Source organism: Allokutzneria oryzae, assembly GCF_042429765.1.
Taxonomy (GTDB): domain Bacteria; phylum Actinomycetota; class Actinomycetes; order Mycobacteriales; family Pseudonocardiaceae; genus Allokutzneria; species Allokutzneria oryzae.
Map to the genome: position 1 here is coordinate 1 of NZ_JBHLZU010000006.1, position 19,832 is coordinate 19,832.

Annotated in this window: 19 protein-coding genes; 9 read left to right on the top strand and 10 right to left on the bottom strand. The window is 71.3% G+C overall.

Annotation, left to right across the window (positions count from 1 at the left end):
- Window positions 1-542: 542 nt before the first annotated feature.
- From ACFFQA_RS06870 to ACFFQA_RS06885, 4 genes are all read left to right on the top strand, one after another.
- Window positions 543-1,313: a MerR family transcriptional regulator gene (locus ACFFQA_RS06870; protein ID WP_377850808.1), complete on the top strand. Its 771-nt coding sequence runs from the start codon at window positions 543-545 to the stop codon at window positions 1,311-1,313.
- Window positions 1,314-1,414: 101 nt separating this feature from the next.
- Window positions 1,415-2,449, top strand: a complete 1,035-nt coding sequence (locus ACFFQA_RS06875) for a hypothetical protein (RefSeq protein ID WP_377850809.1) — start codon at window positions 1,415-1,417, stop codon at window positions 2,447-2,449.
- 139 nt (window positions 2,450-2,588) lie between these two features.
- On the top strand, window positions 2,589-4,019 hold the full coding sequence (gene gnd, locus ACFFQA_RS06880; RefSeq protein ID WP_377850810.1) for an NADP-dependent phosphogluconate dehydrogenase: 1,431 nt from the start codon (window positions 2,589-2,591) through the stop codon (window positions 4,017-4,019).
- Between the two features lie 66 nt (window positions 4,020-4,085).
- Window positions 4,086-4,556: a hypothetical protein gene (locus tag ACFFQA_RS06885; RefSeq protein ID WP_377850811.1), complete on the top strand. Its 471-nt coding sequence runs from the start codon at window positions 4,086-4,088 to the stop codon at window positions 4,554-4,556.
- Here the strand turns inward: ACFFQA_RS06885 and ACFFQA_RS06890 are convergent.
- Entirely contained in the window at window positions 4,545-5,654 is a 1,110-nt protein-coding gene (locus ACFFQA_RS06890) for an ROK family transcriptional regulator (RefSeq protein ID WP_377850812.1), read from the bottom strand. The genes ACFFQA_RS06885 and ACFFQA_RS06890 overlap by 12 nt on opposite strands.
- 425 nt (window positions 5,655-6,079) lie before the next feature.
- On the opposite strand from ACFFQA_RS06890, the gene ACFFQA_RS06895 reads away from it, so the two are divergent.
- Together ACFFQA_RS06895 and ACFFQA_RS06900 are read left to right on the top strand one after the other, a co-directional pair.
- Window positions 6,080-7,327: a glycosyltransferase gene (locus ACFFQA_RS06895; RefSeq protein ID WP_377850813.1), complete on the top strand. Its 1,248-nt coding sequence runs from the start codon at window positions 6,080-6,082 to the stop codon at window positions 7,325-7,327.
- A 28-nt stretch (window positions 7,328-7,355) separates the two neighbouring features.
- A complete protein-coding gene (locus ACFFQA_RS06900; RefSeq protein WP_377850814.1) occupies window positions 7,356-7,793 on the top strand; it encodes an SRPBCC family protein in 438 nt (145 codons plus the stop codon).
- A gap of 393 nt (window positions 7,794-8,186) precedes the next feature.
- On the opposite strand, the gene ACFFQA_RS06905 is transcribed toward ACFFQA_RS06900, so the two are convergent.
- Window positions 8,187-9,788, bottom strand: a complete 1,602-nt coding sequence (locus ACFFQA_RS06905; protein WP_377850815.1) for a phytoene desaturase family protein — start codon at window positions 9,786-9,788, stop codon at window positions 8,187-8,189.
- 12 nt (window positions 9,789-9,800) lie between these two features.
- On the bottom strand, window positions 9,801-10,895 hold the full coding sequence (locus tag ACFFQA_RS06910; RefSeq protein WP_377850816.1) for an NAD-dependent epimerase/dehydratase family protein: 1,095 nt from the start codon (window positions 10,893-10,895) through the stop codon (window positions 9,801-9,803).
- Between the two features lie 54 nt (window positions 10,896-10,949).
- On the opposite strand from ACFFQA_RS06910, the gene ACFFQA_RS06915 reads away from it, so the two are divergent.
- Together ACFFQA_RS06915 and ACFFQA_RS06920 are read left to right on the top strand one after the other, a co-directional pair.
- On the top strand, window positions 10,950-12,197 hold the full coding sequence (locus ACFFQA_RS06915; protein ID WP_377850817.1) for an erythromycin esterase family protein: 1,248 nt from the start codon (window positions 10,950-10,952) through the stop codon (window positions 12,195-12,197).
- Window positions 12,198-12,236: 39 nt separating this feature from the next.
- Window positions 12,237-12,641, top strand: coding sequence for a DUF3224 domain-containing protein (locus ACFFQA_RS06920; protein WP_377850818.1), 405 nt, complete (start codon window positions 12,237-12,239; stop codon window positions 12,639-12,641).
- A 180-nt stretch (window positions 12,642-12,821) separates the two neighbouring features.
- Here ACFFQA_RS06920 and ACFFQA_RS06925 read toward each other — a convergent pair whose 3' ends face one another.
- The 4 genes from ACFFQA_RS06925 to adh form a co-directional block, all read right to left on the bottom strand.
- Window positions 12,822-13,433: an MBL fold metallo-hydrolase gene (locus ACFFQA_RS06925; RefSeq protein ID WP_377850819.1), complete on the bottom strand. Its 612-nt coding sequence runs from the start codon at window positions 13,431-13,433 to the stop codon at window positions 12,822-12,824.
- Window positions 13,434-13,470: 37 nt separating this feature from the next.
- Window positions 13,471-14,559 (bottom strand): S-(hydroxymethyl)mycothiol dehydrogenase, encoded by a 1,089-nt coding sequence (locus ACFFQA_RS06930; RefSeq protein WP_377850820.1) that lies wholly within the window; start codon window positions 14,557-14,559, stop codon window positions 13,471-13,473.
- A 61-nt stretch (window positions 14,560-14,620) separates the two neighbouring features.
- Complete coding sequence (locus tag ACFFQA_RS06935; protein WP_377850821.1) at window positions 14,621-15,001, bottom strand: DUF779 domain-containing protein; 381 nt, start codon at window positions 14,999-15,001, stop codon at window positions 14,621-14,623.
- Window positions 15,001-16,524 carry an aldehyde dehydrogenase gene (adh, locus tag ACFFQA_RS06940; protein WP_377850822.1) on the bottom strand — a complete coding sequence of 508 codons (1,524 nt, stop codon included), beginning with the start codon at window positions 16,522-16,524 and terminating at the stop codon, window positions 15,001-15,003. Before adh ends, ACFFQA_RS06935 begins: the two co-directional genes overlap by 1 nt.
- Window positions 16,525-16,645: 121 nt before the next feature.
- Here adh and ACFFQA_RS06945 point away from each other — a divergent pair, with 121 nt between their 5' ends.
- On the top strand, window positions 16,646-18,106 hold the full coding sequence (locus ACFFQA_RS06945; protein ID WP_377850823.1) for a GAF domain-containing protein: 1,461 nt from the start codon (window positions 16,646-16,648) through the stop codon (window positions 18,104-18,106).
- Window positions 18,107-18,375: 269 nt separating this feature from the next.
- Here the strand turns inward: ACFFQA_RS06945 and ACFFQA_RS06950 are convergent, their stop codons facing one another.
- The 3 genes from ACFFQA_RS06950 to ACFFQA_RS06960 form a co-directional block, all read right to left on the bottom strand.
- Window positions 18,376-18,810 (bottom strand): hypothetical protein, encoded by a 435-nt coding sequence (locus tag ACFFQA_RS06950; RefSeq protein WP_377850824.1) that lies wholly within the window; start codon window positions 18,808-18,810, stop codon window positions 18,376-18,378.
- The gene (locus tag ACFFQA_RS06955; protein ID WP_377850825.1) at window positions 18,789-19,481 is read right to left on the bottom strand and encodes a hypothetical protein; all 693 of its coding nucleotides are present in this window, start codon (window positions 19,479-19,481) and stop codon (window positions 18,789-18,791) included. The genes ACFFQA_RS06950 and ACFFQA_RS06955 overlap by 22 nt, the downstream gene beginning before the upstream one ends.
- A 93-nt stretch (window positions 19,482-19,574) precedes the next feature.
- Complete coding sequence (locus tag ACFFQA_RS06960; protein WP_377850826.1) at window positions 19,575-19,829, bottom strand: hypothetical protein; 255 nt, start codon at window positions 19,827-19,829, stop codon at window positions 19,575-19,577.
- Window positions 19,830-19,832 lie beyond the last annotated feature (3 nt).

Genomic DNA, 19,832 nt, shown 5'->3' on the forward strand with positions numbered 1-19,832 from the left:
CTCGCTTCCCGCCAACCGTATCCGGTCCGCATTCTCGGTGTCAAATCCGCGGTAACCGCAGATTTGGAGTTCGCCGAGGTCACAGACCCTTTCAGGTCGGCGCCGCAGACGTTATCCGAACCGCATTTCCAGTGTCAAATCGGGGCCGAACCCACCATTTCCACAGAAAACCGTTCCACACACACGCCTATCGGAACATATTCACTTCACATCTGGTGAGAGCAAACTCCACAGGCGCACCGCACCCAGTCGGGTTTTGCCAGGAGTTTGTTGTTCTCAGGTGTTTCGTACTCTACCTGGTCCGTTGAGGGCTCTGTCAGCGGGGGTCCCACTGTCTGGCCACGTCCCAGAAGCACCACTTCGCGGTGTCCCGCTCGGTGTGGAGAGAAAGTTACCAGGGTGTTCAGGGGCCGTTTTCACCACCCCCCTCCAAACGTGATCTCGCTGGTCAACGGCATGTCGGCGTGCGTTGCGAGGTTCAGGGCTTGACCCTCACGTCGCGTGAGGCCGCACGGTTGGCCGCGGAAGCAGAGAGGGAGACGATGAGCTACACGGTCGGGCAGGTCGCCGCTTTCGCGAGGGTCACGGTGCGCACGCTGCACCACTACGACGAGATCGGCCTGCTCTCCCCCGGTGGGCGCACCGCAGCCGGGTACCGCAGGTACGACGACGCGGACCTGGAGCGGCTGCACCGGATCCTGTCCTACCGCGAGCTCGGGTTCCCCCTCGACGAGATCGCGACCATCGTGACCGACCCGGACACCGACACCATGGGGCACCTGCGCAGGCAACGCGCCTTGCTGCTCGCACGGATCGACCGGCTCCAGGACATGGTCACGGCGGTCAACCGTGAGATGGAGGCACAACGCATGGGAATCCCGCTGACGCCCGAAGAGCGCTTCGAGATCTTCGGGGAGTGGCAGCCCGCCGACGGCTACGGCGAGCGGGCGGAGCAGAGGTGGGGGCACACCGAGGAGTGGCAGCAGGCGCAGAAGACGATGAGCCAGTTCTCCAAGGAGGACTTCGTCCGCATGCAGGCCGAACAGGCGGAGTGGGTCGAGCGGCTGCTGGTCGCGCTGGACGAGGGGGTCGCCGCGGACAGTGAGCGGGCGATGGACCTCGCCGAGGCGCACCGGCGGCTGATCGGCGCGCTCTACGACTGCTCCTACGAGCGCCACCAGCAGATCGCCGAGCTGTACGTGACCGACGCGGAGCAGCTGGCCTTCGTGGTGCCGCCGGGCAAGCAGCGCCCCGGCATCGGCGAGTTCATCAGGGACGCGGTGCGGGCGAACGCCGCCCGTCACGTGAACTAGGGACAGGAGAGTGCTCCGATCGGGGTGAACTGGACGTGGTTGTTGATACGGCCATTCAGCCCAACGAGGATCTTCGGACTTCTTTCCTCTAGGAGGCCGTGATGGCTGATCGTCGTGTTCACTTCGTGGGGAGCCTGCCGGGCGCCGACGCCGAGTCGGCGATGTCCGGCGCGTTGCGCTCCGCCGGCTCCAAGCTGCGAACCCTCTCCGACGGCGAGACCGGCGAGCGCAACCGCTGGATCGTCGACTTCGTCGACGGGCTGGACGGGCACCCGGACCTGGAGACCGTGGCGACCGGCTCCTGGTCGAGCTACCAGGACGTGCCGAAGTACCGGGTCCGGAAGGGGCACCGGCTGACCGGGGCCTCGCTGAACCTCGGCTACCTCGACGAGTTCCGGCGCAGCTTCCCGGTCTTCACCCGCCTGCGCGAGGAGCACGGCGCCACGGGGCTGCGCTACCAGGTGGGGGTTCCCGGACCTCTGGACCTGGCGATGTTCGTCTTCGGGCCGGTCGGGCCGTTCCGCCACACCGCGCCGTTCGAGGAGGCGACGGTGCGGGAGATCCGGGAGATCCACGCCGAGGCGGGCGAGGACGTGCTGTTCCAGATCGAGGTCCCGGTCGAGCTGGTGTTCATGACCAAGGCGCCGAAGCCGCTGCACGCGGTGCTGGCGCGCTGGCTGGCGAAGAAGACCGTCGGGCTGGTGGCCGCCGCGCCCGAGGGGACGCGGTTCGGGGTGCACCTGTGCGTCGGTGACCTGAACAACAAGGCGCTCGGCCGGCTGAAGGACGCCGGGGCGCTGGTCACGTTGTCGAACGCGATCGCGGCGGCCTGGCCTGCCGGGCGGACGCTGGAGTACGTGCACGCGCCGTTGGCCGCGGGCGACCTCCCACCAGTGGTGGACGAGGCGTTCTACCGGCCGTTGAACCGGATCGCGCTGCCCCAGGGGACGCGGTTCGTCGCCGGGCTCGCCCACGAGAGCCAGGACCTCGACGTGCAGCGGCGGCTGCTCGCACTGGTCGAACGACTCGTTGGCGGCTCGGTGGACGTGGCGTGCGCGTGCGGTCTCGGCAGGCGAAGCCCAGCTCAGGCGGTGGAGGCCATGGCGAGGTGCACCCGGTTGGCCGAGTCCGGCTGATCGGCCGACTTGCGGCGCGGTGGCCGACGCATTACCCCAGTGCTGGTGACCACCGCGGCCGCGCGGTCCTGAGAAATGGATCGCCCGGCCCGTGCGTTGCAGGTGCACCAGGAGCAACACCTGACGATGGGGAGAGTGCATGGCTGCCGATATCGGCGTGACCGGGCTCGCGGTGATGGGCCGCAACCTGGCGCGCAACTTCGCCCGCAACGGTTTCTCGGTGGCGGTGCACAACCGCTCGCGGGCGAAGACCGACGCGCTGGTGTCCGAGTTCGCTCATGAGGGCACCTTCGTGGGCAGCGTGACGGCCGAGGAGTTCGTGGCGTCGCTGTCCACCCCACGCAAGATCGTGATCATGGTGAAGGCCGGTGCCCCGACCGACGCGGTGATCGACGAGCTGACCCCGCTGCTGGAGCCGGGCGACATCCTGGTCGACGGTGGCAACGCGCACTTCGCCGACACCCGGCGCCGCGAGGCCGCGTTGAAGGAGAAGGGAATCCACTTCGCCGGGGTCGGCATCTCCGGTGGCGAGGAGGGCGCGCTGCTCGGGCCGAGCATCATGCCCGGTGGCTCCGAGGAGTCCTACGCCGCGCTCGGGCCGCTGCTGGAGAAGATCTCCGCGAAGGTCGACGGCACGCCGTGCTGCGTGCACGTGGGGCCGGACGGCGCGGGGCACTTCGTGAAGATGGTGCACAACGGCATCGAGTACGCCGACATGCAGCTGATCGCGGAGTCCTACGACCTGTTGCGGCAGGGCCTGGACATCAGTCCGAAGGAGCTGGCCGGGATCTTCCGCGGCTGGAACAGCGGTGAGCTGGACTCGTACCTGATCGAGATCACCGCCGAGGTGCTGGACCAGGTCGACGCGGCCACCGGCAAGGCGTTCGTGGACATCGTGCTGGACCAGGCGGAGCAGAAGGGCACCGGCCGCTGGACGGTGCAGACCGCGCTGGAGCTCGGCGTGCCGATCAGCGGCATCGCCGAGGCGGTGTTCGCGCGGTCGCTGTCCGGGCACGCCGAGCAGCGCGCGGCCGCGGCGGACCTGCCGGGCCCGAGGGGCGGCCGGGTGTCCGGAGCCGTCGCGGAGACGCTGGTCGAGGACGTGCGGCTGGCGCTGTACGCCTCGAAGATGGTCGCCTACGCCCAGGGCTTCGACCAGATCATCGCGGCCAGCAAGGAGTTCGGCTGGAACGTGGACCTGGGCGCGACCGCGACGATCTGGCGAGGCGGCTGCATCATCCGGGCGCGCTTCCTCGACCGGATCCGCGAGGCGTACGAGACCTCGGGCGACCTGGCATCGCTGTTGGTCGCGCCGTTCTTCGCCAAGGCGCTGGAGCAGGCGCAGGAGTCCTGGCGTCGCGTGGTGACCACGGCGGTGGAGCTGGGTGTGCCCACTCCCGGTTTCGCGTCGGCGCTGGCGTACTACGACGGGTTGCGGCGGGAGCGGCTGCCCGCGGCGCTGATCCAGGGGCAGCGGGACTTCTTCGGCGCGCACACCTACCGGCGCGTGGACCGCGAGGGCAGCTTCCACGTGGACTGGTCCGGCGAGCGCGAGGAGAATCCGGCCTGATCCGAAAGGCAACGGGAACCGGACCATCGAGCGGTGGTCCGGTTCCTCGTTTGAGAGGGTGCGGTGATGAGGCGCCTCGTGTGGATCACCGTGTTCGTCGTGCTCGCGGGAACGGCGTGCGGCGGTCAGCCCGCCCCCGCGGCGAAGGACCTGTGCGAGCTCGTGGGGAAGGCGGACTTCCCGTGGCCCGGAGAGCCGAAGGCCACGCGGGAGGAGGACTCGCTGGGGTTGTCCTGCGCTTGGTCCGCGAAGGGGTACAGCGTCGACCTCAAGCGGCTGAGCGGCATGTCCATGGAGGCGCTGCGCACGTCGTGGAACCTGAAGGAGCCCGCGAAGTCCCTCGGTGGGCGTGAGGTGTTCGTGCACAAGTCGGGCTTCGACCTGTCGTCGGAGGAGCGGCGGGCGGTCGAGTGCCGCGCGGCCATGGTGGACGGGTCGGACGTGGTGACGCTGCGAGTGCGCAACGACGACACCGCCGACCTGTGCGGTGATGTGACGAAGCTGGCGGAGAAGGTCGCGGGCGCGCTACCCCGCTGAGATCGCGAACAGGCGGCTCTCGGCCTCGTCGAGTGCGACGCGGAGCGCCCCGAGCGCGACCGCGTCGTCGGCGAGCTCGGACAGCAGCAAGCGCGGCGGTAGCAGGCACAGCTCGGGCAGCCGCCGGTTCAGCGGCTCGATCAGCGCCTGGCCGCAGTTGGCGAGGAAACCGCCCAGCACCACCAGTTCCGGGTCCACCGCGAGCGCCATCGTGGCGATGCCGGTGGCGAGGTCCTCGATGAACTCGGCCACCGTGTCGGCGGCGGCCGGGTCCGCGAGGAGCCGCTCCGGGCTGTGGTCGGAGGAGACCAGGAAGTCGTTGGCCGCGGCCCACGGGGAGCGCGGCATCGCGCCGAGCTCGCCGGCGGCGCCGTGGCTGCCGCGGTGCACGCGACCGCCGACGACCACGCCCACGCCCAGCTTGTGGTCGGCGAGCACGTAGACGACGTCGTCCACGTCCTTGGCGACCCCGCGCCAGCGCTCCCCCATCGCGGCCGTGTTGGCGTCGTTCTCCACGCGGACCGGGCACGGGAAGTGCGTCGCGAGCTCGGCGGCGAGGTCGAGTCCGGTCCAGCCCTCGATCACCGAGCACAGCGAGACCCGGCCGGTGCGGTCGACGAGGCCGGGGGTGCCGACGGCGACGGCCCAGAGGTCGTCCTTGGTGACCCCCGCGGCCTGGAGGCACTGCTGCGTGGCCCTGCGGATCATCACGAGCCGCTCGTTGGCGGGCAGCGCGGGGGTGAGCTCCACGCGTTTGCTGGCGACGATCTCGCCGTGCAGGTCGCCGAGCGTCGCGAAGACCTTGTGCGGACTGATGTGCACGCCGAGCACGTGACCGGCGTCGGTGCGGAAGCGGAAGCGGCGGGCGGGTCTGCCGAGGGGACGGGCGTCGCCGCTGACGGGCTCGACCTCACCGACCAGGCCCGAGGAGATCAGCTCCTCCACCGCGCCCTCGACGGCGGAGCGGGACAGCCGCGCCGTCTTGGTGAGGTCGGTCAGGGTGACGGCCTCCGCGCGGTGCAGGACCCGCAGCACCCTGGCGGTGTTCAGCCGCCGGAGGGCCGTGGCGTCACCGCCAAGCCGACCCGCTCCGTTCACCGGAAGACTCCTTCGTCCGACTCATGCCCTCTCAAGGCACAAGTACCCAACTGTCGCGCCGGGAAGGCACTGTGATCAGGCTAGCCGTGGTTGGGGCCGGAATGCGCGGACGCGAGCGCGCGCGTCCGGCGCCATCGGCCGGACGGGCGAAGGTCACCGCGGCGGCCGAGCCGATCTCGGTGCGGCGCAAGGAGATCGCACCGCCTTCGCGGACTGGCGGGAGTTGCCGACACCGCAATCGTCGCCACCCGGGACAACCCCCGCGACCGCCCGCTCCGGGCACGGCTCTCACCCGGTGCAGGAGAAGCCGACGCGGCCATGGCGCGGGCGTCCGACGGACCGCGACGACCGTCACACTCCCAGGAGCGATCCTTATCGCTTCACCAACTTCACGAGTTTGTGAAACATGTGTAGCTTGCAGTGTCATGAGGATCGTGATCGTGACCGTGGGCTCGCGCGGCGACGTCGCGCCGTACACCGGTCCGGCCCTGCGCCTGAAGGAGGCGGGCCACGAGGTCGTCGTCTCCGCGCAGGCCGACTTCGCCGACATGATCGGTGAGCTCGGGCTGGGCTACCGCACCATGCCCGGCGACACGCGGGCGCTGCTGGAGTCCGCGGAGGGACGCGAGTGGTCGAGGAACGGCACCAAGCTCAGCTCGCTGAAGGCGCAGCTGGACATCAGCAAGAAGCTGATGGACTCGGTCGCCGACGGCGTGCTCGCCGCCGCCGAGGGGGCCGACGTGCTGCTGCTGCAACGCGGCGCGCTGATCAACGGCTACCTGGCCGGCAAGGCACTGGGCATTCCCACCGCCGCGCTCGAACTGTTCCCCGGCGTGCCCACCGCCGAGTTCGGCCTCACCGGGCTGGGCGGCAAGGACCTGGGCCGGTGGGGGAACTGGTTGCTGCCGCGCCTGGCGCTGCGCGTGCCGACGCCGATCGACGGCGCGCTCAAGGCGTTCTGCGCGCGGATCGGCTTGCCGCCGATGGGCATCGGCCGGACTCGCCGGATGATGTTCGCCGACCAGGACTACCCGGTCCTGCACGGCTTCAGCAGGCACGTGGTGCCGCGCCCGGCGGACTGGCCGCGCGGCACCGACGTCGTCGGCTACTGGTGGCCGGAGCGCCCGCCCGGCTGGACCGCGCCCGCCGAGCTCGTCGACTTCATCCAGGCCGGACCGCCGCCGGTGTTCCTCGGCTTCGGCAGCATGGCGCCCGGTGAGGGCGAGCGGCTGTCCGAGGTGGTGACGGAGACCGTGCGCAGGACCGGGGTGCGGGCGGTCGTCCAGGCGGGCTGGTCCGGGCTGACCGCGACCGGGGACGACGTGATGTGCGTGGAGAGCGTCCCGCACGACTGGCTGTTCCCGAGGATGGCCGCGGTGGTGCACCACTGCGGCGCCGGAACGACGGGCGCGGGTGTGCGGGCCGGGGTCCCGGTCGTGCCGACGCCGGTGCTGGCGGACCAGCCGTTCTGGGCGAACCGGCTGGCGAAGATCGGGGTGAGCCCGGGTTCGGTGCCGTTCGCCGAGCTGGCGGCCGAACCGCTGGCGGAGCTGGTCACCAAGGCGGTGTCCGACCCCGCCTACCGGGAACGCGCGCAGTCGCTCGCCGCGAAGGTGCGTGACGAGGACGGGGCGGCCGCCGTGCTGCGCCTGGTGGAGCGCATCGGCGGGTAACCCGGACGGCGCGGGGTATTCCGGAGGGATGATCAGGACCGAGATGCGGATCGGGGCGAGCGCGGAGGACGTCTTCGACGTCCTCGCCGACGGATGGTCCTATGCGAGCTGGGTGGTGGGGGCGGCGCACATTCGCCAGGTGGACAGCGGCTGGCCCGCTGAGGGGGCCAGGGTCCACCACAGCATCGGGCCGTGGCCGTTGCAGGTCCAGGACGTCACGCGGGTGCTGGACGTGGTGCACGGACGACTGCTCGACCTTGAGGCCCGTGCGTGGCCGGTCGGGACCGCGCGGGTGCGGATCAGCCTCACGCCCGCCGGACCGGCCGAGACCGACGTGCTCATGGAGGAGGAGATCACCGCGGGCCCAGGGCGGCTGATCCCCACCGTCGTGCAGGGAGCCCTGTTGCGGCCACGCAACGTCGAGGCCCTGAAGCGCCTCGCCGACATCGCGCGCGGTCGGCGTTAGCCCCGACCACGTGAGCTGGGCTGGTCTGGGCCTCTCGCGAGGGGTGGGCGGTCGGTGGGGGCTGGCGCCCAGCGCCCGTCCTGGCTGGCGTGGTCGATCTCCTGAGGTGGCACCGCCCGCGTGCGCGCATGGGCTGGCTGGCGTGGTCGAGGATTCGCGTTTTGTCACCTTGATGCGCAAAAGAGCGCTCTCATTTCGCATCAAGGTGACAAAACGCGAAATGAGGGCACGGGGGGTGTGCGGGTGAGGGCGCCAAGGGGCGAGGCGCTAGGGGGGGTGAGACGCCAAGGGGTGGGGGCGCGAAGGAGGTGAGGGCGCGAAGGAGGTGGGGGCGCGAAAGGGGTGAGGGCGCCAGGGGGTGGTGGGGTGGTGATGCTGGTTGTAGGACGGCGTCTAGTCGTGGTTGATCGCGTTGAGCACCGACCTGATCAGGGTGGCGTAGGTGCCGCCCGCGACGCCGTTGCGCAGCAGGGCGACGTGGGCGGCCGTGCCGCCGGGGCCGCCGTGCACCGCCCCGCCGGGGTGGGCCGAGGCGCTGGCGAGGTAGAGCCGGTCGACGGGGGTGTCCGGGCGGGACAGGCCCGGCGTGGGACGGAAGACCAGCTGCTGGTGGATGGCCGCGGTGCCACCGTTGATCGCGCCCTCGACGAGGCTGATGTTGTGGCGCTGCAACTCCTCCGGGCCCGCGACGTGGCGGGCGATCACCTTCGAGGCGAAGCCGGGCGCGTGCTTCTCGATCGTCTGCTCGATGCGGTCGGCGGCTCGCTGCACCCGGCTCGCGTCCCACTTCCGGCCGCGGGGCACGTGGGTGTAGGCCCAGACCGACTCGGTTCCGCGCGGAGACCGGCTCGGGTCGGTCGTGGTCATCTGGCCCAGCAGCAGGAACGGGTCTTCCGGGGTCTGCCCGCAGCTGAGCTGTGAGCTGAACCGGGCCAGTCCGTTGAGGTCGCCGCCCAGATGCACGGTGCCCGCGCCGGCCACGTCCGCGGCCGTCCACGGCACCGGGCCGGACAGCGCCCAGTCCACCTTGACCGTGGAGTCGTCCCAGTGGAACCGGGTGAGGTCGTCGACCATCCGGGACGGCAGGTGCTGCGCGCCGACCAGCTCCAGGTACAGGCTCGGCGCGGGCACGTCGGCCAGCACCGCCTTGCGGGCGCGGACGTGCTCGCCGGTCGTGTCGCGCACGCCGACCGCCGTGCCCCTGGCGATGAGGACCCGGTCAACGCGGCGACCGCAGTCGATCCGCCCGCCGCGCTCCCGGAGCCTGCGCACCAGGGCCGCGGTGATCTCACCGGCCCCGCCGACCGGGGCGGGGAACCCCACGTCCTGGCCGAGCATCGCCAGCAGCCACCCGAAGATCGCGCTGCCCGCCGTGTCCGGGCCGAGGTCGGAGTGCAGCGCGTTACCCGCGTAGAGCAACCGCGCTCCCTCCCCCGCGAAGAGCTCGCCGCCGAGCGCGCGAACCGGCATCACCAGCCGCCGGGCGAGGCGGAGCGCGTCGGGCGTGCCCATCCGGCGGAACAGCCGCCCGGCCGCGCGGATCGGCGGAAAGGGTTGGAACAGCGCCTCCACCAGGTCGTCACGGATGTGCCGCCACATCCGGAACTCCGAGCGCCACGCGTCGCCGTCCTCAGGCGCGAACCGGGCGACGGACTCCGCGGTGCGGTCGACGTCCCGCGAGAGCACGGCGGTCCGGTCGTCGGGCAGGACGTGCGCGAGGACGTCCGGCGCGTGCCGCCAGGACAGGCCGTTCTGTTCCAGCCCCAGCCCGGTCATGAACGGCGACACCGCGCTGAGCGGGTAGAACGCGCTGCAGAAGTCGGTGCGGAAGCCCGGGGCGGTGACCTCGCCGCTGCGCACCGAACCGCCCGGCTCGTCGGCGGCTTCGAGCACCACGACGCTCCACCCCGCGTCCGCGAGCAGGTTCGCCGCGACCAGACCGTTGGGACCGGAGCCGATCACCACCGCGTCGGCGGTGTCCCCTGGTTGTGTCACGTCACGTCCTCACTACGTCCGGGCCGGCCAACCCTGGGACTGGTGCGTCGGCCTCCCCCACGGTAGATCGCGCAGCCGCCGCAGGAGTCCGTGATCGGCGATCGGTTCGAGTGGCGGACTGCCCTCCCCCGTGCCGCTGGCCATCGCGGCGACCACCTCGGCAAGCGCGGAGGCGCTGTCGTGCTCCGGGGTCCAGCCGAGCTCCACGCGCGCGCGGGCCGAGAAGACCAGGGGCGCCTTGTCGGCGAGCACGAGCCAGCCGGGGTGCAGCGGGTGCAGCCCGAGGCGCCACGCGGACCACGCGAGTCCCGCCAGCGGCAGGAACGGCACGGGAACCCGGATCCCGCCGAGCACGCGGCTGATGTCGCTCGCGGTGAGCACCGGGTCGGCCGCGAGGTTGAACGCTCCGGTCGCCCCGCGCTCCAGGACCAGCCGCAACGCCGACGCCACGTCCCGCGCGTGCACGAGCTGGAGCCGCAGTCCCGGCCACAACGGCAGCGGCGGCCTCCGGGTGGTCAGCAGCGACGTCGGCATCAGCGGGCTGAACAGCCAGCGCCGCATCTCCGCGCCCGATCCGCTCTGCACCACCGCTGCCGGGCGGACCCGCGTCACCCTGACGTCCGGGTTGGTGGCGGCGAACCGGTCGACCAGCGCCTCGGCCTGGGCTTTGTGGCAGCTGTACGCGCTACCGCTGACACCGCCGAGCGGCCAGTCCTCGTCGACCAGCTCCCACCGCCGCGCCTGCCGGTACGCGGCGACCGAGGAACCGAACACCACATGCGGGACCTGGGCCAGCCGCGCGGCGGCGAGAACGTTCCGCACCCCCACGAAGTTGGTGCGGTACATGTCCGGGTCCTCGGTGCGGGGGTGGATCGCCCAAGCCAGGTGCACGACCGCGTCCACTCCGGTGAACGCCTCGTGCAGCAGCGAAGGCGCTTCCGGCGCGCCGATGTCGCACGCCAGCCAGTCGGCGTTCGTGTAGGGCGCGACCCGCTCGGGCGGCCTTCGGGTCACGCCGACGACGTCCCAGCGCGGCGTCACTTCTCGCAGCAGCGCGGTGCCCAGGTTTCCGCTCGCGCCCGTCACAGCGATCCGCCGGATTCGCATGGGACTCGCTTTCCCCGTTGAGCGCCCGCGAAACGCCTGGCTAGGCTGCACATCATGCCTTCGGACGGTTTCACCGAGTACGCGCGAGCCAACGCCATCCGCCTGGACACCATCGACCCGGCCGCGCCGTTGGAGGACCTCGAACCGCTGCGCGCGCTCGTCGGTGACGCCAAGATCGTCGCGATCGGCGAGAACAACCACCACGTGCGCGAGTTCTACTTGGTCAGGCACCGGATTCTGCGGTTCTTGGTCGAGCGCTGCGGATTCGACACCCTCGGGTTCGAGTCCGGCTTCGCCGAGGGCTCGGCGATCGACGACTGGGTGCGCGGCGGCGAGGGCGAGCTCACCCGGCTGGCCAAGCGCAACATCACCTTCACCCTCGGCGAGGCCGAGGAGATGCGGGCGCTGCTGACCTGGATGCGCGAGACGGAGCACGAGGTCGGCTTCTCCGGCCTGGACGTTCCCGCCTCGGCCGGGTCGCCGAGGCCCGCGCTGGACGCGGTCGCCGGCTACCTCGGCACGGTCGACCCGGACGCGGTGACGCTGGTGACCGCGGCGATCACCGCGACGGAGCTGTACAGCGGCCCGAACAGCGCGGTGTCGTCCAAGCTGCACAAGGAGCTCGACCCCGCGCTGCGGCACGCCGCGACGGCCGCGCTGAGCCGCCTGCTCGCGCACATGGAGTCGCTGCGCCCAGCCTACGTCGATCGATCGTCCACTTCGGACTTCGCCGTCGCCGCGCACCACGTGCTGGGCGCGTGGCGGCTCGACCAGTACCTGCAGGAGCTCAGCGCGATGGGCGACTCTCCCGCGTTGTTCGGGCTGAACTCCTCACGGGACAGCTACATGGCGGCGAGCGCGAAGCGCCTCGTCGACGAGGGCCGCCGCGTGGTCATGGCCGTCCACAATGGACACCTTCAGCGCACGCCGGTGTCCTTCGGCGGGCCGCACGTCGCGCTGCTGCCGGCGGGGTGCCAGCTCGCGCACACCTACGGCGATGACTACGTGGCGATCGCGGTCACCGGCGGCGAGGGGCACACGGTCGCGCTGGCGCTGGACCCCGAGCAGCCCACCGGCTACCGGACCTACGCCGCTCCCCTCGCCCCGCCGGAGCCCGGAGGCGTCGAGGCCGCGATGAGCGGTCTGGAGCTGCTGGACCTGCGTCCCGCGCGGGGGAAGGTCGAGGGCCCGACGAGCATCCGGTGGGCCACGATGCAGCCGGAGACGGACGTGCTCAGCGGCTTCGACGCGGTGGTGCACGTGCCGACGACCAGCACCACCGACCACGTTCCCGGACGGTGAGCGGCCGTCGTTGTCGGTGCGCCGAACTACGCTCCGGCCATGAGAGCATCCTCAACGTTCAAGGTCTCCACCTTCGCCCCGACGCAGGTCGACGCCCCGCCGGTGACCACGGCACTTCCCGTTGGCGTGTCCACTATGGACAAGCACTACGACGGTGAGGTGACCGGCCGGTCGACGACGCTGTTCACCGCCGCGTTCGACCACACCACCGGCGCGGGCACGTACGTCGCGATGGAGTCCTTCGAGGGCTCGCTGCACGACCGGTCCGGCACCTTCAACTTCGCCCATTCGGCGACGACACTGGGTGAAGGCCGTGAGGGCGAGTACTTCGTCATCGTGCCGACCAGCGGAACGGCGGGGCTGGCCGGGATCTCCGGCACCGGCGGCATCGCGGTCGACGCCGACGGCACGCACCGGATCTGGTTCGACTACGAGCTGGCCTAGGACTCGACGACATGGCGGCCGCTGCTCCGCCGGTCGCGACGTCATCGTGAAGACCTCGGCAGCACAGGGCCGGTTGTGGGCGACGGCAGAGTGCTTGTCACCCACCCGGTCGTTGGCGGAGCCTCTGTGGACTTACGGGGCGGGCGAGGGTATCGGGGGAACCCTCGCCCGCCCCGCGACCTAGCCGCGGATGCCTGGGGCCTCCGCGGCGATCGTCGTGCTGGCACCGTGGCCGGTGTGCACGACCGTCTCCGGCGGCAGCTCCAGCAACCGCTTGGTGATCGACTCCACGATGGTGTCGTGGTCGGAGTACGAGCGCCCCGTCGCACCGGGACCGCCCTGGAACAGGGTGTCGCCGGTGAAGACCACGCCCAGCTCCGGCACGTGGAAGCAGCAGGCCCCCGGCGCGTGGCCAGGGGTGTGCAGCACGTGCACCCGCGTCCCGGCGACCTCGATCACCTGGCCGTCGGCGAGCTCACCCGAGGGCCGGACGTCCGGGTGCGTCAGGTCCCACAGCACCAGGTCCTCCGGGTGCAGCAGGATCGGCGCCCCGGTCGCCTCGGCCAGCTCGGGGGCGTACCGCACGTGGTCGTCGTGCGCGTGCGTCGCGATGATCGCCTTGACCTTCCGGCCGCCGACCACCGCCAGGATCGCCGCCACGTCGTGCGGGGCGTCGAAGACCACGCACTCCGAGTCGTCGCCCAGCACCCACACGTTGTTGTCCACGTCGAAGGTCTGACCGTCCAGCGAGAACGTGCCGGAGGTGACGGCGTGGTCGATCCGCGCCGCCATCAGAACGCGCCCTCCGCTGAGAAACGTACGTCGGCCATCAGAAGACCACCACCGAGCGCAGCACATCGCCGTGGTGCATCCTGGCGAACGCCGCCTCGACGCCGTCCAGGGGGATCTCCTCGGTGACGAAGGCGTCCAGGTCGAGCCTGCCCTGCTGGTAGAGGTCCACCAGCAGTGGGAAGTCCCTGCTGGGCAGGCAGTCGCCGTACCAGCTGGACTTCAGCGCGCCGCCCCGGCTGAAGAAGTCGACCAGCGGCATCTCGATCCGCATGTCCGGCGTCGGCACCCCGACCAGCACCACCGTCCCGGCGAGGTCGCGGGCGTAGAACGCCTGCTTCCAGGTCTCCGGGCGGCCGACCGCGTCGATCACCACGTCCGCGCCGTTGCCGTCGGTGAGCGCCTGGATCGCGGTGACCACGTCCTCGACCTCGCTGGCGTCGACCGTGTGCGTCGCGCCGAAGCCGCGCGCCCACTCCAGCTTCCTGGGGTCGGTGTCCACCGCGATGATCTTCGCGGCGCCCGCGAGCCGGGCGCCCGCCACCGCGCCGTCGCCGACGCCGCCGCAGCCGATCACCGCGACCGAGTCGCCCCTGCCGACGCCGCCGGTGTTGATCGCCGCGCCGATGCCCGCCATCACCCCGCAGCCCAGCAGGCCGACCGCCGCCGCCCGCGCATCGGGAGCGACCTTCGTGCACTGTCCACTGTGGACCAGTGTCTTCTCGGCGAACGCGCCGATGCCCAGCGCGGGGCTGAGCTCGGTGCCGTCGGACAGCGTCATCGGCTGCGCGGCGTTGTGCGTGTTGAAGCAGTACCACGGCCGTCCGCGGCGGCAGGCGCGGCAGTCGCCGCACACCGCGCGCCAGTTGAGCACGACGAAGTCGCCCGGCGCGAGGTCGGTGACGCCCTCGCCGACCTCTTCGACGACGCCCGCGGCCTCGTGCCCCAGCAGGAACGGGAACTCGTCGTTGATCCCGCCCTCCCGGTAGTGCAGGTCGGTGTGGCAGACCCCGCACGCCTGGACCCGCACCACGGCCTCGCCGGGCCCCGGGTCGGGCACGATGATCGTCTCGACGGCGACCGGTTCCCCGCGTCCCCTGGCGACGACGCCTTTGACCTCCTGTGCCACGCGGGCCTCCTGTTCGGCTGGATGCATGTGGATCTCCGACCGTAACGCCCTGGGGAAGGGTTCACCCGCCGTCGAGCTCGGCGAGCTCGGCGTCGGTCAGCAGCCGCGAGCGGATCAGGAAGCGCACGCCCTCCGGCGCTTCCAGGGAGAACCCGCTGCCCCGGCCCGGGACCACGTCCACGGTGAGGTGGGTGTGCCGCCAGTACTCGAACTGCGCGGCCGACATCCAGAACGGCACCGGTTCTGGCACTCCCCTGATGTCGAGGTCGGCCAGGTGCACGTCGGAGCCGCCGGTGCGGAACTCCCCCGCGAGGTAGCACATGGGCGCGCTGCCGTCGCAGCACCCGCCGGACTGGTGGAACATCAGCGCCCCGTAGGCGGCCCGGAGGCGGCGGAGCAGGGCAGCCGCCTCCGGGGTCACCTCGACTCGTGCGACGGTCATCAGAAGAAGCCCTGCGCGTTCTCGGAGTAGCTCACCAGCAGATTCTTCGTCTGCTGGTAGTGGTCGAGCATCGCGCGGTGGTTCTCCCTGCCGATCCCGGACTGCTTGTAACCGCCGAAGGCCGCGTGCGCCGGGTAGGCGTGGTAGCAGTTGGTCCACACCCGCCCCGCCTGGATGGCGCGACCGGCCTTGTACGCGGTGGTGGTGTCCCGGGACCAGACACCGGCGCCGAGTCCGTACAGCGTGTCGTTGGCGGTCTTGATCGCGTCGTCGAAGTCGTCGAAGCGGGTCACCGAGACCACCGGGCCGAAGATCTCCTCCTGGAAGATCCGCATCTTGTTGTCGCCCTCGAAGATCGTGGGCTGCACGTAGTAGCCGCCGGAGAGCGCTCCGCCGAGGTCGGCCCGCTCACCGCCGGTGGCGACCTTCGCGCCCTCCTGCCTGCCGATGTCGACGTAGGACAGGATCTTCTCCAGCTGGTCGTTGCTGGCCTGCGCGCCCACCATCGTGTCGGTGTCCAGCGGGTTGCCCTGCTTGATCTTCTTCGTCCGCTCGACGGCGTCGCCGAGGAACTCCTCGTAGATCGAGCTCTGGATCAGCGCGCGGGACGGGCAGGTGCAGACCTCGCCCTGGTTCAGCGCGAACATCGCGAAGCCTTCGAGCGCCTTGTCGTAGAAGGCGTCCTTGGCCGATGCGACGTCGGCGAAGAACAGGTTCGGGCTCTTGCCGCCGAGCTCCAGGGTCACCGGGATGATGTTCTCGCTGGCGTACTGCATGATCAGTCGCCCGGTGGTGGTCTCGCCGGTGAAGGCGATCTTGGCGATGCGGCTGCTGGAGGCCAGCGGTTTGCCCGCCTCCACGCCGAAGCCGTTGACCACGTTGAGCACGCCCGCCGGCAGCAGGTCCGCGATCAGCTCCAGCAGCACGTGGATCGAGGCCGGGGTCTGCTCGGCGGGCTTGAGCACGACGGCGTTGCCCGCCGCCAGCGCGGGCGCGAGCTTCCAGGTGGCCATCAGCAGCGGGAAGTTCCACGGGATGATCTGGCCGACCACGCCGAGCGGCTCCTGGAAGTGGTAGGCCACGGTGTCGGCGTCGATCTGGGAGATCCCGCCCTCCTGCGCGCGCAGCACCCCGGCGAAGTAGCGCCAGTGGTCCACCGCGAGCGGCAGGTCGGCGGCCAGGGTCTCGCGGACCGGCTTGCCGTTCTCCCAGCTCTCCGCGACGGCCAGCTGTTCGAGGTTCTGCTCGATCCGGTCGGCGATCTTCAGCAGCACCCCGGAGCGCTCGGCCAGCGACGCCCGGCCCCAGGCCGCGGCCGCCCCGTGCGCGGCGTCCAGCGCGCGCTCGACGTCCTCCGAGGTGCCCCTGGCGACCTCGGTGAAGACCTCGCCGGTGACCGGGGTGGGGTTCTCGAAGTACTGGCCCTTGGCGGGCGGCACGTACTCGCCGCCGATGAAGTGGTCGTACCGCGAGCGGTAGGACACGATGCTGCCTTCGGAGCCTGGAGCGGCGTAGGTCGCCATCTGCTGCCTCCCACGTCTTCGGGGTGAGTGGCGGCGAGGCTAGGAAGTCCAAGGTTGCAGTCACGTTGCACTCGGCCACCGGCTTGCGTGGCGGCGGTGCGCCGGTCAATCATCGGAGGTGATGGCCACCACAGATGGCCGGTCACCGGCTGTTGACCCCGTCGAACGAGCCCGGCTGCTGGTCCGGGTGCACGAGGCGGTGCTCGGGGGTGGCCGCGCGCCACTGGCTCCGCGCACCGTGATCGCGGAGTCCTGGCGGCGGTCCCTCGACGCGCGCGTGGACCCCGACCGCACCGAGGCGCCGATGGTCTACGCCCAGCGCGAGGTGAGCGAGCTGCGCGCGGCGCACCCGCTGGCCACCACGCTGCCCGCGCTGCGGGGCACCCTGCGCGGCCTCGCCGACGAGGCCAGCCAGATCATGATCGTCACCGACGCGGTGGGCCACATCCTGTGGTGCGAAGGGGACTCCGCCGTCAAGCGCGCCGCCGACCGGGCCGCGCTCGCGGAGGGCACCCGGTGGTCGGAGGACACGATCGGCACCAACGCGATGGGCACGGCGCTGGCGCTGGGCCGCCCGGTGCAGATCCACTCCGCCGAGCACCTGGTGCGCAGCTACCACTCGTGGACCTGCGCGGCGAGTCCGGTGCGCGACCCGGACAGCGGCGAGCTGCTGGGCGTTGTCGACGTCAGCGGCCCGCTGCACACCGGTCACCCGGCGATCGCCGCGCTCGTGGAGGCCGCCGCGCGGCTGGCGGAGGCGCAGCTGCGCGCCGAGCTGACCGCGCGGGACGAGCGGCTGCGCGAGCGGAACATGCCGCACCTGATGGGGCTGCGCGGCGAGCCGGGCGCGCTGCTGACGCCGACCGGCCGCGTGATCGCCTCGGCCGCGGGCGGCCTGCCCCGGCGGGTGGACGTGTCGGGGCCGGAGATCCTGCTCGCCGACGGCCGCACCGGGCTGCTGGAGCCGCTCGGCGAGGGCTACCTGCTGCGGCTGCCGCGTCCGGTGGCGTCCCGCACACCGCGGTTGTCCTTGTCGCTGTTGGAGGAACCGGTCGCGGTGCTCGACGGCCGTGAGCACCCGTTGAGCCCGCGGCACGCGGAAATCCTTGCGGCACTGGCCCTTCGGCCCACCGGGATGACCGGTGAGGCCCTGGCACTGGCCACCCACGGCGAGGACGGCAACGCGGTGACGGTGCGCGCGGAGATGCACCGGCTGCGGGCGCAGCTCGGCGGAATGGTGGTGGGGCGCAAGCCTTATCGGCTCGTCGCGGAGGTGTCGGCGGACTTCCTGCGGGTGCGGGAGGCGGTCGACGCCGGGGACGCCGAACGGGCGGTGCGGCTGTACCGCGGGCGGCTGCTGCCCCGCTCCGAGGCACCGGTGGTGCGGGCGGAGCGCGAGGAGCTGCACGCGGCGGTGCGGTCGGCCGCGCTGCACTGCGGGCGACCCGAAGTGCTGTGGGAGTTCGCGCGGCAGCCGCACGGGGCCGACGACATCGAGGTGCACGAGCGGCTGGCGCGGGACCTGCCACGCTCCGATCCGCGCCGGGCCTCCGTGGTGACGCGGTTGCGGTCGCTGGTGTAGCACCTCGCCCGCGCGGTGCTGGCGTGGTTGGGGTTTTCGCGTTTTGTCACCTTGATGCGCGAAAGAACGCCCTGTGCTCGCAACAAGGCTACAAAACGCGAACGGGCACGCAAGGTGGGGTTCGGGTCGACGGGTGGAATAAGCGCGTCGGTGTGCGCCCGAGTGTGAGGCCGCACTGGAGGATGCGCGGAGCACGGCCTCGTGCCCGGCTTGTCCGGTGCCACGCGGTGCTGGCGTGGTTGGGGCGGTGGTGCCGTTGAGTGCGGGTCCTAAATGCTCTCGACGAAGAGGTCGTGCGCGCAGAACGCCTCCGGGTCGAAGTCGTCGTTCCAGCCGTAGCGCAGGAGGGTGGCGCGCAGGAGGTCCGGGGAGCAGCGCAGGTCCTCGGTGCCGAAGTCGGTGATCGGCACGACGGCGGTCAGCGGCGCCGCGGTGGCGATCACCGGCACCAGGTCGGGCACCGCGAGGAACAGCGGGAAGAAGAGCGAGCACATGCCCTCGTACGCCTTCTCCCCGGCGAGGAGGATCCACTCCTCGTCCCCGGGTTCCCACTTCAGGGTGAGCCCACCGCGGCGGGCGACGGCCGTTGCCGCACCGTAGGCGGCCGCCTCACCCCACTCAGGGAACGGGCTGACCCAGGGCCGGGCCTCCCGCCACGGGGACAGCGACTCGTCGAGGTCGATCATGTCGGGCTCCCTGGGCACGCGTGGATGGTCTTCTTGTTCTTCCTGCGGTAGAGGTTGACGACCGTGGTGGGTCTGCCTGTGCGCGAGTGCACGCCGACGACCTCGGTGAACTCGACCTTCGCCCGCTCGTCGTCCGCGCCCGTCCACAGCCCGGCGGCGTCGGCGCGCTGCGCGGCGTCCAGGGTCAGCCGGTCCACGTCGACGGTCGCGTGGAAGCGGCTCTTGTCCGCCGCCTCGCTGTCATCGCGGTGCACCTTCTGCCCTGCGGTGTTCACCGTGTAATGGCCGTCGGTCAGGACCCCGTGCTTGTTGCGCCACAGGGGACGGCGGGCGAACTCCCCCTTGACCTGGGGTCCCATGAGCCTGCCGAACACCAGCCCGGGATCGGGGTCGCGACCGGCGGAGAGCCACTTCCGCTCCCGCGCCTCCGCTCGCCACGCCGGGCCGCTCAGCTCACGGGTACCGGCGATGTCGTCGTCGAAGCAGCGGCGCAGGTGCGCGCAGATCTCCAGCACCGCGAGCATCCCGGCGCCCGCGCGGTCGATGGGCGTGCCGTACTTCCCGGTCCCGGCCTCGGCGAGCAGGCGGGACACCGAGTCCACCGCCGCGCGCGCCTGACCGGCCTCGGTGTCGGGAAGCGCTTCCCGAGCGGCCGAAAGCCCGTCGAGCGCCTGTTGGTACCCCGTCACGCAGCCCCCTGAGTTCACTCCAGAACAATCACAGGGAAAAGCATTTGCCGCATTGGCAATTCGTCAGCCGAGCGGGCGAAATCCGGCGAGAACCTACCCGCCGCTCATGAGCTGCTGGGTCCGCGCGATGTCCTCGTCCAGCCCGTTGCCGATCTCCGCGCAGGCGTTCATCGCCGCGTTCGCCTCGTCGCTGACCTGCTCCAGCAGGCCGCCGTAGCGCTCGACACCGGCCTCGGCGAGGTGGTCGGCGACCCGGCGCACCGCGTCGAGAACCGCTTGGATGAACGGACCGGGCAAGGCCTCACGGGCGGCGGAAAGGCTCTGCAATGCCTGGTCGTATCCGCTCATTCC